At 64.7% G+C, this 12,261-nt stretch carries 14 protein-coding genes and 3 tRNA genes; 12 read left to right on the top strand and 5 right to left on the bottom strand.

Features of this window, described 5'->3' with window-relative positions:
* Positions 1 to 98: 98 nt before the first annotated feature.
* Positions 99 to 650: a hypoxanthine phosphoribosyltransferase gene (hpt, locus tag B0I08_RS11605; protein WP_106213025.1), complete on the bottom strand. Its 552-nt coding sequence runs from the start codon at positions 648 to 650 to the stop codon at positions 99 to 101.
* A 13-nt stretch (positions 651 to 663) separates the two neighbouring features.
* Positions 664 to 1,770, bottom strand: a complete 1,107-nt coding sequence (gene tilS, locus B0I08_RS11600) for a tRNA lysidine(34) synthetase TilS (RefSeq protein ID WP_106213023.1) — start codon at positions 1,768 to 1,770, stop codon at positions 664 to 666.
* Positions 1,771 to 1,816: 46 nt separating this feature from the next.
* Here tilS and B0I08_RS11595 point away from each other — a divergent pair, with 46 nt between their 5' ends.
* Both B0I08_RS11595 and B0I08_RS18170 read left to right on the top strand, forming a co-directional pair.
* Entirely contained in the window at positions 1,817 to 2,311 is a 495-nt protein-coding gene (locus tag B0I08_RS11595; protein ID WP_106213021.1) for an inorganic diphosphatase, read from the top strand.
* Positions 2,312 to 2,397: 86 nt separating this feature from the next.
* Positions 2,398 to 2,532: a hypothetical protein gene (locus tag B0I08_RS18170; RefSeq protein ID WP_281260212.1), complete on the top strand. Its 135-nt coding sequence runs from the start codon at positions 2,398 to 2,400 to the stop codon at positions 2,530 to 2,532.
* Positions 2,533 to 2,741: 209 nt separating this feature from the next.
* Here B0I08_RS18170 and B0I08_RS11590 read toward each other — a convergent pair whose 3' ends face one another.
* Positions 2,742 to 4,088 (bottom strand): peptidoglycan DD-metalloendopeptidase family protein, encoded by a 1,347-nt coding sequence (locus B0I08_RS11590; RefSeq protein ID WP_146134397.1) that lies wholly within the window; start codon positions 4,086 to 4,088, stop codon positions 2,742 to 2,744.
* A 272-nt stretch (positions 4,089 to 4,360) separates the two neighbouring features.
* Between B0I08_RS11590 and B0I08_RS11585 the strand changes: the two genes are divergently transcribed.
* The 3 genes from B0I08_RS11585 to B0I08_RS11575 all read left to right on the top strand — a co-directional run bounded on the left by B0I08_RS11585 (position 4,361) and on the right by B0I08_RS11575 (position 4,700).
* Positions 4,361 to 4,433: transfer RNA gene (locus tag B0I08_RS11585), tRNA-Glu, on the top strand.
* Between the two features lie 25 nt (positions 4,434 to 4,458).
* Positions 4,459 to 4,532 (top strand) — tRNA-Asp (locus tag B0I08_RS11580).
* Between the two features lie 95 nt (positions 4,533 to 4,627).
* A tRNA-Phe gene (locus tag B0I08_RS11575) sits at positions 4,628 to 4,700 on the top strand.
* Positions 4,701 to 4,788: 88 nt separating this feature from the next.
* Here B0I08_RS11575 and B0I08_RS11570 read toward each other — a convergent pair.
* A complete protein-coding gene (locus tag B0I08_RS11570; protein ID WP_106213016.1) occupies positions 4,789 to 5,421 on the bottom strand; it encodes a TetR/AcrR family transcriptional regulator in 633 nt (210 codons plus the stop codon).
* 83 nt (positions 5,422 to 5,504) lie between these two features.
* Between B0I08_RS11570 and B0I08_RS11565 the strand changes: the two genes are divergently transcribed.
* The 3 genes from B0I08_RS11565 to B0I08_RS11555 all read left to right on the top strand — a co-directional run bounded on the left by B0I08_RS11565 (position 5,505) and on the right by B0I08_RS11555 (position 7,456).
* On the top strand, positions 5,505 to 5,915 hold the full coding sequence (locus B0I08_RS11565) for a nuclear transport factor 2 family protein (protein ID WP_106213014.1): 411 nt from the start codon (positions 5,505 to 5,507) through the stop codon (positions 5,913 to 5,915).
* A 73-nt stretch (positions 5,916 to 5,988) separates the two neighbouring features.
* Positions 5,989 to 6,921: an NADP-dependent oxidoreductase gene (locus B0I08_RS11560; protein ID WP_106213012.1), complete on the top strand. Its 933-nt coding sequence runs from the start codon at positions 5,989 to 5,991 to the stop codon at positions 6,919 to 6,921.
* Positions 6,922 to 7,087: 166 nt separating this feature from the next.
* Positions 7,088 to 7,456, top strand: a complete 369-nt coding sequence (locus B0I08_RS11555) for a DoxX family protein (protein WP_106213010.1) — start codon at positions 7,088 to 7,090, stop codon at positions 7,454 to 7,456.
* 87 nt (positions 7,457 to 7,543) lie between these two features.
* Here the strand turns inward: B0I08_RS11555 and B0I08_RS11550 are convergent, their stop codons facing one another.
* Entirely contained in the window at positions 7,544 to 8,155 is a 612-nt protein-coding gene (locus tag B0I08_RS11550; RefSeq protein WP_106213008.1) for a TetR/AcrR family transcriptional regulator, read from the bottom strand.
* A gap of 54 nt (positions 8,156 to 8,209) precedes the next feature.
* On the opposite strand from B0I08_RS11550, the gene B0I08_RS11545 reads away from it, so the two are divergent.
* From B0I08_RS11545 to B0I08_RS11530, 4 genes are all read left to right on the top strand, one after another.
* Positions 8,210 to 9,007 carry an SDR family NAD(P)-dependent oxidoreductase gene (locus tag B0I08_RS11545; protein ID WP_106213006.1) on the top strand — a complete coding sequence of 266 codons (798 nt, stop codon included), beginning with the start codon at positions 8,210 to 8,212 and terminating at the stop codon, positions 9,005 to 9,007.
* Positions 9,007 to 9,954: an SDR family NAD(P)-dependent oxidoreductase gene (locus tag B0I08_RS11540; protein WP_106213004.1), complete on the top strand. Its 948-nt coding sequence runs from the start codon at positions 9,007 to 9,009 to the stop codon at positions 9,952 to 9,954. Before B0I08_RS11545 ends, B0I08_RS11540 begins: the two co-directional genes overlap by 1 nt.
* 106 nt (positions 9,955 to 10,060) lie before the next feature.
* On the top strand, positions 10,061 to 10,765 hold the full coding sequence (locus B0I08_RS11535; RefSeq protein ID WP_106213001.1) for an Ig-like domain-containing protein: 705 nt from the start codon (positions 10,061 to 10,063) through the stop codon (positions 10,763 to 10,765).
* Positions 10,766 to 10,832: 67 nt separating this feature from the next.
* Positions 10,833 to 12,224 carry a protein kinase domain-containing protein gene (locus B0I08_RS11530; protein WP_245884769.1) on the top strand — a complete coding sequence of 464 codons (1,392 nt, stop codon included), beginning with the start codon at positions 10,833 to 10,835 and terminating at the stop codon, positions 12,222 to 12,224.
* The last annotated feature ends 37 nt before the right edge of the window (positions 12,225 to 12,261 follow it).

Below are 12,261 nucleotides of genomic sequence, written 5' to 3'. Positions count from 1 at the left end.
GTGGGCGTAACCGGGATTATTTACCCCTCGCGGGGGCGACTACAAGGTGGTGAATCCGCAGCTGTGGCGTGTACGCAGGTGCGGGGCGTACGCAGGCGCTACGCGTAGATGTGCGGCGCGAGCACGCCGATGCCACGGAGGTTGCGGTACTTCTCGGCGTAGTCCAGTCCGTACCCCACAACGAAGGCGTTGGGGATCTCGAATCCGATGTACTTGACGTCAACCTGAACCTTGGCGGCCTCGGGCTTACGCAGGAGCGCGCAGATCTCGACGGACTCGGCTCCGCGGGCCTGAAGGTTCTTCTTCAGCCACGACAGGGTGAGGCCAGAATCGATGATGTCCTCGACGATCAGCACCTTGCGACCGTGCAGGTCGGAGTCGAGGTCCTTGAGAATGCGAACGACGCCGCTGGACTGGGTGCCCGCACCATAGGAGGAGACGGCCATCCAGTCCATGTCGATGTGCAGCTTGAGCTCGCGGGCGAGGTCGGCCATCACCATCACCGCTCCGCGGAGCACACCGACCAGAAGTACCCGCTCACCGGCATAATCCGCCTCGATGGCGCGGCAGAGTTCGGCAATTTTGGCGTGAATCTGCTCTTCGGTGAAGAGCACCTCGGTCAGATCAGCAGAGACGTCGCTGAGTTCCATGGGGTGTGGGGTCCTATCGGTTAGCGGTGAAAACTAGCAGGCCGCCCTGCCTCTCAACCCTAATGCCCGGCAGGTCGAGCGGTCCCTGCCCGTGCCAGTGGGTGACCAGGCGAGCCACCTCGAGGGTGTGCGCCCGGCTCAGCGACAGGTGAAATTCGCTCTGCACGGCCAACCGGATCAGGCGCTGTCGAAGGGCTGCGGGATTGCTCGCGAGTGCTCGCACCGGCAGCGAAATGCCGCCGTCGGCGATATCCGCGAGTTCCTCGGCCACTTCCTCGGCGAAGTGATCGAGGGCGTCGTCGTCCTCCCGCAACTGCTCTGCGGTGCGGGCGAGCGCCTCGGCGATCCCGGGCCCCAGCTCGGCCTCGAGCATCGGCAACACAACCGTGCGCACCCGCACCCGCGAAAACGCCGGGTCGGAGTTCTGCGGATCGGTCCACGCCTCAAGGCCCGATTCGGCGCAGAAGCCCACGGTGCTCGCGCGACGGATCCGGAGCAGGGGACGCAGGTAGAGGCCGTTTCGTGCCTCCATCCCCCGAACGCTGCCCGCGCCGCTGCCACGGGCGAGGCCCAGCAGTACGGTCTCGGCCTGGTCATCGAGGGTGTGGCCGAGCAGTACCGCCGTCGCGCCGGTGCGCTCCGCCGCGCTCGCGAGGGCGTCGTAGCGCGCGGTTCTGGCGGCCGCCTCCGGACCTCCGCCGTCAGCGCTGGTGGCTACGGTCACCTGCCGGACCAGTACCGGGTCGAGCCCCAGGGCCCGCGCGTGGGCAGCGGCCTGCTCCGCGACATCCGCCGATCCTGCCTGAAGATTGTGGTCAACGATCACGGCCCCGGCACGCAACCCCGCACGCGGCGCCTCGAACGCGGTCGCTGCGGCAAGCGCAAGCGAATCCGGGCCGCCGCTCAGCGCGACGAGCACGAGGGGCGCGTCCGGCTCGCTGGCCGCGCGTGCGTCGACTGCTCCGCCGCCGCCGGCGCCGCTGCCGCTCTTGCCCTCGCCGCCGTCTCTGCCGTCTCTGGCGTCTCTGGCGTCTCTGGGCAGGGTCAGGAGTGCTTCACGGACGGCGCGACGAACGTCCGCAATCGCTGGCGTGAGGCGGGGGCGGCGGTCGGAGTCCATCCAGTAACGTTATTGCAGCAAACCGAGAACCCAAGGAGCACGCTTTATGGCCGCTTACGACGCCGTTATCGAGATCCCCAAGGGGAGCCGCAATAAGTACGAAGTCGACCACGTGACCGGCCGGGTTTATCTCGACCGCGTGCTCTTCACTACTTTTGTGTACCCCACCGACTACGGGTTCTTCGAGAACACCCTCGGACTCGACGGCGATCCCGTTGACGTCCTCGTGCTTCTCGACTACCCACTGTTCCCCGGCGTGGGCGTGTCCGTGCGCCCGGTCGCGGTGTTCAACATGACGGATGACGGCGGCTCAGACGCCAAGGTCATCGCCGTGCCCGCCAAAGACCCGCGCTGGTCGCATATCCAGGACATCAACGACATCCCGGAGTTCACCCGCAAGGAGATCGAGCACTTCTTCGAGCACTACAAGGACCTCGAGCCCGGCAAGTGGGTCAAGACCGAGGGCTGGGGCGACGCAGCGGAGGCCGAGGCGATTATCGAAGCCGGCATCGTGAAGCTGGCCGCCGAGGGCGCGCACTAGGTTCCCCTCGCACTACGGAACGGCCTCGCTTCGGCGGGGCCGTTCTTGCGTTAAGTGCTCGCGGATGGGGGAACTGATGCTCGCGGATGGAGAAGAGACCTCCCGGACGGAGTCCTAGCTTCATCCGGGAGCAGCTCTCTCCATCCGGGACGCTGACGCCGCTGCTGCCGCTGCTGCTGCTGCTGCTGCTGCTGCGAGTGAACTCCGCGGCGAAACGCTGACACCTGATATCCACTACCACGCAACTAATTACTGAAGCTCGCTGCGGTAGAAACCCAGTCCGCAGTCGATCGCTGCGGCAGAAACATACTCGATGCGGTAGATATATCTACCGCGGCGAGTGAGTTTCTACCGCGGCGACGTCATGGCTGCCGGACAACTACCGCGGTGAGCAGCCAACTACCGCGGCGACCCCGCGCGCTAGGCGCGATCAGCCGAGGGTGATGCCGACGTTGCGCATGTACGGCACAGCGTTGGTGGCCACGCCGTTGACGCGCACCTCGAAGTGAAGGTGGCACCCGGTGGATGCGCCCGTCGATCCGACGTACGCGATGACATCGCCGGCAGCGACCTGCTGGCCGACCGCGACGCGGATTCCGCCGTTCACGATGTGCGCATAGCCCGTGGAGATGCCGTCACCGTTGTTGATCAGCACCCAGTTGCCGTAAGTGCCGTACACACCGGCGTACTGCACGGTTCCCGAATGGGCGGCGTAGATCGGGATGCCACATCCGCCAGCCAGGTCGGTGCCCGAGTGAAGGCGGCTGCCACCAGAAACCGGGTGGATACGGTAGCCGTAGCCGGAGCTGATCGATCCGTTCGCCGGCTTCGCCCAGCCATTGCCATTGACGGCGCCGGGCACGGTACTGCCGCCCACAGCGCCGCCGCCGCCACCACCGCCGCCGGAACTGGCTGCGGCAGCCGCGGCAGCCGCCGCTTCCGCTCGAGCCGCGGCGACGCGGGCAGCTTCTTCTGCGGCCGCGATTCTCGCACGCTCGACAACGCCAGCCTGGTACTGCGCTTCGGTGGTCGCGACCGCCGAGGTGAGGGAGGCCAATTGCGCTTCGAGCTCATCCTTGTGCACCGCGGAAACCGCGACCGTATCGGCTGCGGCAACCGAGGCTACCTGCGCGACTTCGAACGCCGCGGCGGCGTCGGCTTTGAGCCCTTCCAGAACCCCGGCCGCGACATCCGCCTGATCCGTCAAAGATTGCGCGGCATTTTTGTCCTGGACGGCCTTCTCGTAGATCTCGTTTGCCTGCTCGGAGACCTTGCCGGCCTGCCCCATCGTGGCGAGCATGTCCTCAACGTCTTCGCCATTGAGCAGAAGGTTGAGGGTGAGGTCGTTGCTGCCCGTGCGAGCGAGCTGGGCGGCAAGCTGGCCCGCGCGGGTTTGGGATTCGACGGCGACGGCCGCGGCGGCATCCGCCTTAGCGCGCAGTTCCCCCGCGGTGACGGTGGCTTCGAAGTACTCCTGCTCCGCCTCCTGGTAAGCGGTTCCCTTGGCTTCGGCGTCGGCCTGGGCTGCCGCCAGCTCGGATTCGAGCTGGGCGAGCAACGCCTGGATCTCGGTGACCTGCGCCTGCGACGCGGCCTGATCGGCTCGCGCGGCCTCGACGTCGGACCAGGAGGGGTAGTCGATGGCCCAGGCGGGCGACACTTCGGTCGTCACGACAGCACCCGTCGCGAGCACGCCGACAACGGAAAGCAGTGCAATCACCCGTCGGGCGCGCGACCACCTGGGGGCGCGCGGTGAAGCGGATGACTGCAAGCTCATAAACCAAATCCCCGAACTAGATGTGCTCGGCGCAACGATAGGCACGCCAGTCACACTGGTAACTCTGTCCACAGTAACAAGGGACCCTAGGAAACCCCACTGCGCGAGTATTGCTCGCCAACCATAGGCCGGAGAACTTCCCGGAGAGGTCCGCGCCACGCCCGGGATTCGCATCAGTTCATTGAATATTCGCGGATCTGGCTTCTCGATTTGTGTCTCCGAATAAGGACACGTATGCTTACGGACGGTTGCTACGGAGTTCTGAACTTCATGGCCCCATCGTTTAGTGGCCTAGGACGGCGCCCTTTCACGGCGTTAACACGGGTTCGAATCCCGTTGGGGTCACAAACACATCAGAACTAAATAGCTTGGCCCTGTAGCGCAGTTGGTTAGCGCGCCGCCCTGTCACGGCGGAGGTCGCCGGTTCAAGTCCGGTCAGGGTCGCAAAACAGTAAAGCCTCTTCGAAAGGAGGGGCTTTCTGTCTATCAGGAACAGAGTGGCGCAAGTCATGAGTTGCTGATGAGGACCCGTCCTCAACGGCCCTGTAGCTCAGTTGGTAGAGCGTTCGACTGAAAATCGAAAGGTCACCGGATCGACGCCGGTCGGGGCCACTGTCCCACTCCCTAGCTTCTACATGGGGGTGGGACTTTTTCTTTGCCCTCGTGAGCAACTCACTTGAGGGCTTCTGGCGTATGGGATTTACACTTCGGCGGGCGCTGAATTCATCGCAAGGGTGCTCCGGAAGGCGGCGCGTGTCGCAGTTACGAGGTCGCTCGGGGCAGTGGCCAGGATGCGCCCGCTGGAGTAGCAGGCCAATGCAAGCTGCGCGGCCATGGTAGCGATGGCGGGGGCAACGTCGTGCTTGAGGAGCACCTTCGCGAGTTCGTCCGAAAGGTACTGATTCTTCAGAGCGTCGCGAGCGCGAAGTTCTTCGTGTGCATCGAGGAGCCGCGCGCGCCGCTCGTAGGCAGCGAGGTCAGAAGTCGCCTGCGTGCACAATCGGACCACGAGAGGCTCGAGAGAGCTCAAAGCGCCTGCGAGGGAGCCCGCCGACTGTGTGGGAGTCCACACCACGGCTGTTGCGTCAGTGATTGTGTCGAACATGGCCTGTTCTTTAGCGAAGACGACCTCAGTCTTGTCTCCGAAATGCCGAAAGAACGTGGTGCGTCCCACCTCGGCACGCTCTGCGATGTCCGTGACGGAGACGTTATCGAAGCCTCGCTCCGCGAATAGGGCGTCCGCAGCGTCGATGATCCGGCTGCGCGCTGCGCGCTGTTTCCGTTCGACCAAAGACAGCGAGGATTTTTTCACCTCAGAGGGGCGCTCGGACATAACTCCACTATACAGCGCGACCGACCATCGTTCCAAAGCGTACTTGGTATGCTACGGTACTGAGTACCAAACAAGGAGGAACCATGCTTTCCGTCGTCGATCGTCAGCAGATCACTGAAACTCTCGCCCGTCATGCGTTCGTGGTCGATGAGAATGAGTTGGACCAGCTCGGGGAGGTGTTCACCCCGGAGGCCACGTATGACATGACCCGCTCGGGGATGGGCGCCTTCCAGGGCATCGAAGCCATGAGGGCCGCCGCGGCGCAGATGCTCGCTGCCGGGCACGCGCCCCTGTCGCATTTTGTGACCAACATCACCATCACAGAGACCGGAGAGTCGACGGCGTCCGTACGATCCAAGGGACTGATGATCATGCACGATGGCGCCCTGCACGCTGTGGTGTACGACGACACAGTTTCCCTGCATGAGGGTCGCTGGCTAATCGCGAGCCGGATCATTTCGCCCATCCCAGCCGCTGCCGCCGACCTGCACTGATGAAGCAGGCGACAGCATCCTGGACCATCCGCGCCTTTGCGCGTCGCGGGCTGAGCGCTACGGGGAGAACACGATGAAGCGCCTGCAATACCACCGCTACGGCGGACCGGACGTTCTTGCCCTTAGAGACGTAGATACCCCAAAACCGGGCCGAGGTCAGGTGCTGGTGCGAGTGCGTGCAGCCGCCGCGAACGCAATGGATTGGAAGATCCGCAACGGCGAGATGCGGGCCATGACCGGAAGAAACTTCCCTCGCGGTGTCGGCCACGACTTTGCCGGGGTCATCGAAAGGGTCGGTAACGGTGTGACCCGTCTCCGGGTTGGTGATCAAGTGTTAGGGGCGGCCCGCCTGCAACACGCAGGAGCGTTCGCAGAGTTCGTGATCGCAGAAGAAAAGTCCGTCGCTCACAAGCCCGACGCCCTTACCTTCGCCCAGGCCGCCACCCTGCCCATCGTCGGGCTCACCGCATACCAGGCTGTAACCAAGGCCGGCAAACTACAGGCGGGGCAAGACATATTCATCAATGGTTGTCTGGGTGGCGTCGGCCGAGTAGCCGTGCAGGTCGCAACCGGGGCAGGCGCATCCGTGACCGGCAGCTGCCGGTCGGGGTCAGAAGCAGACGCTCACCAGCTTGGCGTCGATACCGTCGTCGCCTTCGATCTCGACCCCGCACCCCTGACCGGTCGGTTCGATGTCGTCTTCGACACGGCCGGAACTCTGCCTTTCGCCACCGCAAGACGGATGCTCAAGCCCGGCGGGCGAATCATCGACATCGTCCCTTCTGTAGCAAAGTTCGCGCGCAGCATCTTGCCCGGCTCCTACACCGCCTTCATGGGCCGGCCTGACAGCAACGACCTTCAACACATTGCCGATGCCGCTGGACGAGGGGAGATCTCTACCCGCATCTCCCGCACCGTCACCCTTGCCAACGCCATTCCGGCTCTCATCGATCTTGAAAACGCCCCCACTTCCAGTGGCGGGAAACTCGTCATCATCACCGACTAATTCGTTGCGAATTGCGCCACCAAATCTGATGACCCTCGCGCATCGGCCGGCGCGCTCGGTCGAAACTCGCCGCGGACTATTTCTGGCAATCGCCTCGCACCCCGCTACCACTCGTCGAACAAACAACCGGATCCAAACGGACCCGCCTCACCTGGAGAAATTTCCCATGGATATTGCATTTTGGATCGTTGCGAGCGTCACCGCACTTGCCTTTTTCGGCGCCGGCACGGTGAAACTGATCCGCCCGATACCTGCGCTCAAAGAAGCTGGAATGGGGTGGGTCGAGGACTACTCCAGCAGCACGGTCAAGCTGATCGCACTCGCAGAAGTAGTGGGCGCGATCGGGCTCATCCTCCCCGTGTCGACCGGAATCGCGCCGATTCTCAGTCCGATCGCCGGGGTCGCCCTGGCAATCATCATGGCCGGAGCCGTCGCCGTCCACCTCCGCCGAAAAGAATCACCTATACCCGCGATCGTCCTGACGGCACTACCGCTCGCCGCTGCAATTCTCGGTTTCAGCGTCCACGCGCGATAGTCGCACGACAATACCTAACCGTTTTCTGCAACGGATCCGTCGACGGGAGCACCCCAGCCGTCTCGCGATCGGTGGAGTTCCAGGGCGCTACGCCGTGGTCGCAACTCCATGAAGCGGCGCGAGGGCTGAATCCAACGCGGCCTCAAGTGGCCATGCGGACCGCTCAGGCTGGCTGAGTACGAGGCCGCCCTGGATCGCGGCAAGGATGACGGTTGCGATCCTCTCCGAGTCGGCCGACCCGTCGACTGTCCCGGTGCGCTGCATTCGCCGCACGCCGTCGGCCAGTAGTCCCCGCCAGGCGCGCATGCCCTCCGCGATGCTGCTCGCAAGATCGGGGTCGGTCATGGAAGCCTGCGTCGCGAGCGATCCGATCGGGCAGGCCCAGCGACCGCGGCCGATGTAATAGTCCACGAGCATGGCGCGCCACCGCTCCCAGGACTCCCACGACCCGAGGTCGTGGATCTCGGGCTCCTGCGCTTCCAGCAGCTGGCGTCCCTCCCAGTCGGCGACCTCACGCACCAGCTCCGCCTTGCCGCCGGGAAAGTAGTGGAACAGCTGGCTCTTGCTCGTCAGCGTTGCGGCTCGCACGGTGTCGAGCGTGGTGCCGCCGATTCCCGAGGCGAGGATCTGCTCGCCCGTGGCCTCGATGATCCGCTGGCGGGTCAGGCGACCCCGCTCAGTGATCTTCGCCGTTTCCATAAATTCACTCTAACTCATTGGACCACGAGGTCCAGTTCATGTTAGGAATGGACTATGAAGTCCAATGAAGAAGTCCTCCATTCCCTTCCCATCGATTCCCGCCTTGCCGGCCGCACCGCCATCGTTACGGGCGCCAGCAGTGGCATCGGCGAGGCCATCGCTCGAGTGCTTGCAGCATCCGGAGCCACCGTCGTTGTCAGCGGCCGTGATGAAGGCCGCGCCCAGGCGGTCGCAGACGCAATTGTCGCCGCAGGAGGCGCTGCTCACGTCGTGGTCGCCGATCTGGCCGGCACGTACAACGATCTCCGCACATTCGCTCGCACGGCAACGCAGGTGCTCGGTGGCCACGTCGACATTCTCGTCAACAACGCCGGCATCTATCCTGCGCCGCCGACGGCTGGCCTGTCCGACGCCGACCTCGACGCGGTGCTGGCCACCAATGTGCGTGCACCCCACGTGCTCGTCGCCGAACTTGCCCCCGCCATGGCCGAGCGCGGCACCGGAGCGATCATCAATGTCGGATCGTGGATGTCTCGTGTCGGTGTTCCGTTCGGTGCCATGTACACCGGGTCGAAGGCAGCCATCGAGCAGATGACCCGCACCTGGGCGGCAGAGTTCGGGCCGAGCGGCGTCAACGTGAACACCGTCGCACCCGGTGCAACGAGCACTCCGGGCAACGCCGACAGCGCGGATGTGATCGCCGTGATGACCGCCGCCACCGCCGCAGGGCGTCCCGTTCGCCCCGTCGACATCGCCTTCGCGGTTCGCTATCTCGCGTCGGATGAGGCGTCATTTGTGCACGGCACGGTGCTCGACGTCGACGGCGGGATCGCCAACACCCGGCTCGGCTGATGGCGGCCCGCACCTTCGGGGCGGACTCGACCGCACTCGACGTGGTCGACCGCCTCGACCTCACCGGCAAGTCCGCGATCGTGACCGGCGCAAGCTCCGGCATCGGGGTCGAGACGGCGCGAGCGCTCGCATCCGCCGGCGCGAGCGTCACCCTCGCGGTCAGGGACACCGCCGCCGGGGAACGAACAGCCGCAGACCTTCGCGCCTCAACCGGCAATCTCGACATCCGTGTCGCCGAAGTAGACCTCGCAGATCTCGTGTCCGTTCGTGCTTTCGCCGAGCACTGGTCCGGTCCGCTCCACTTCCTGATCAACAACGCGGGAATCATGCACGCGCCGGAAACCCGCTCCGTCGCGGGATGGGAGATGCACATGGCCGTCAACCATCTCGGACACTTCGCGCTCGCCACCCAGCTCCTCCCCGCCCTCACCGAAGCGCACACCGCCCGGATCGTGTCGGTCAGCTCGAGCGGTCACGCCTCCAGCGGCATCCGTTTTGACGACATGTTCTTTCAGCGAGGCACCTATGACGCCGGACTCGCCTATGGACAGTCGAAGACGGCGAATGTGCTCTTCGCCGTGGAGGCAGCCAAACGGTGGGCGACCTACGGCATAACGGCTGCAGCCGTTATGCCGGGCGGCATTTGGACCAACCTGCAGCGGTACTGGGATCCCGCGGTCCTTGCGGACATGAAGCGTCGCTATCCGACGAAGACCACGGCACAAGGGGCTGCGACTTCGGTGTATGTTGCGACAAGGGCCCACCTGGAACCCGGCGGCCCCGCGTATTTCGAGGACTGCCATCCCGCCCGCGTTGTGGGGCAGATCACGGACGGGATCCACGGTGTCCTGCCGCATGCCCTGGACCCGGCCACGGCCCAGCACCTGTGGGACGTCTCCGCCGAACTCGTCTCTGCCGAACTCGCGAGGGCACACTACACGCTGTAACTAATAACACAAAGATGCACCTAAAGCCCTTGCCCTTGCATTTTCGCTGTTCCTATAGTTCTCTACCCCTACAGCTGGCCCCGGGCCATCAGGAAAAGAGAATGTCATGCGCCGCTCTCCTCTCGCCACCATCGGCATCCTTGGTTCCCTTTCGCTGGCGCTTCTCGTGCCCACGGCAGCAATGGCCGCCCCCACCCAAGCCCCCGTGCCACCGCCGAGCGGCAACACCGCCCCGGTGGCGATCGACCAGTCCCTCCCGGTGGCGCAAAACACGTCCGTCGACTTCGTCCTCGCCGCCACCGACCCCGACGGCGACGCCCTCACCTTCACCACCAACACACCAGGCCGCGGAACCCTGTCCGGCGTCGCGCCCAACCTCACCTACACACCGGCGGCAGGCTACTCCGGCCCCGACGTGTTCGTGTTCCGCACCAGTGACGGCGTCAATGCCTCGGTCGTGGCAACCGTGTACGTCAGCGTGTACGTGCCGCCGAATCATCCCCCCGTCGCATACAGCCAGTCGATCTCGACCCGCACCGATCGCTCGGTGCCCGTCACGGTGAGGGCGATCGACGCCGACGCCGACGCGCTCAGGTTCAGCCTGCTGACCTGGTCGTATTGTCACTGCAGTGCCCAGCACGGCACGGTGACGGGCAGCGACGGAAACTACGTGTACACCCCGCGCCCGGGGTACACGGGCCCCGACTGGTTCGAGTTTCGAGCAATGGACACCGGAGGGGCGGCGAGCGTGGCACGCGTCGACATCACGGTGACCTCCAGCGCTCGTGTGGTGCGTAGTTGGTGGCGGTGAAACCTTCCAGCCCGGCCGGGACGCGAATATAGTTGAGGCACGTCAACGCTCGACAAAAGGACACCTCGTGAGTGAATCCTCGCCGGTCGAGGTCACGTACTCGCGACTCAACGACCGCTATCAAATTGTCTCCCTCATCGGCCGCGGCGGCATGGCCTCGGTCTATAAGGCACGCGACGAATTTTTGGGGCGGGATGTCGCTGTCAAATTGTTCGACGCACCATCAGCGATCTCGCCCGAACTATCTCGCCAGGAACACGAGCTGCACGTTCTCGCGCGACTCAATCACCACGGCCTGGTCTCCCTGATCGACGCGGGCGTTGTGCGCCGGTCCGACCCGGCGCTGTCGCGGATGTACCTCGTGATGGAGCTGGTGCGGGGCTCAACCCTGCAGGACCTGATCACCCGCGGAACACTCTCTGCCCGACAGATCGCCCAACTGGGCACCGACCTCGCGGAAGCCCTCGAGTACATCCACCTCAACGGCATCATTCACCGGGACGTCAAACCCGCCAACATCCTTATGGTCGAATACAGCGTCGACGGTGCGCGGCCGCGCGCCAAACTCGCTGACTTCGGCATCGCCCTCCTGAACGACGCTGCCCGCATCACCATGGAGGGCGCGACCACGGGCACCGCCGGGTACCTGAGCCCGGAGCAGGCGCTGTCGGAAGAGGTGGAGCCATCCTCCGACATCTATTCGCTCGGGCTGGTTCTCCTCGAGTGCTTCACGGGGGAATTGGCCTACCCCGGCTCCCTCATCCAGTCGGCGGTCGCCCGACTCCAACGCCCGCCCAAAATCCCCAACTCACTCGATCCCGACTGGCGCCAACTGCTGACGTCGATGACCAGCAGGTTCGCTGCAGACAGGCCTCCCATCACGGAAGTGATCGACGCGCTGCGGGAACTTTCGCGGCCCGACGCCGGACGCCACCGAGCCGTCGACCCGGCGCTCATCCCGGTCACCGAAGTGCAGCGCATGAACGCGGTGGAGCGTTACGAGATTCTCGACACCCCGCCGGACGGGGCGTTCGATCGCATTACCGGCCTCGCCGCCCGGCTGTTCAACGTGCCCATCGCCATTGTCAGCATCGTTGATACCGATCGGATCTGGTTCAAGTCGCACCACGGGCTCGACGTCACCGAGATCGGCCGCGACGCCGGACTCTGTGCCTCGGCGATCCTGTATGACGAGCCGTGGGTGGTCGAGGACGCCACCCGCGACGTGCGGGCGATGGCGAACCCCCTGGTTGCGGCCGAGGCGGGAATCCAGTTCTACGCCGGGGTGCCCCTGCACACGAGCGACGGCTACAACCTCGGCACACTGTGTGTGCTCGACTTTGCGCCCCGCAGTATCAGTCCGGAAGAGACCAAGAACCTGGAGGATCTCGCGGCGCTCGTCATGAGCGAGCTCGAGCTGCGCCTCGCGACCAAGCGAGCGGTTCGCTCTGCTGGGTAAAGCCATTCGCACTGCGGGGTGATCTGTTACCTCTGCG

The sequence above is a fragment of the Glaciihabitans tibetensis genome (genome assembly GCF_003003265.1).
GTDB lineage: Bacteria > Actinomycetota > Actinomycetes > Actinomycetales > Microbacteriaceae > Glaciihabitans > Glaciihabitans tibetensis.
The sequence above is the reverse complement of the archived record's forward strand: the minus strand, read 5'-3'. Positions and strand labels throughout refer to the sequence as shown.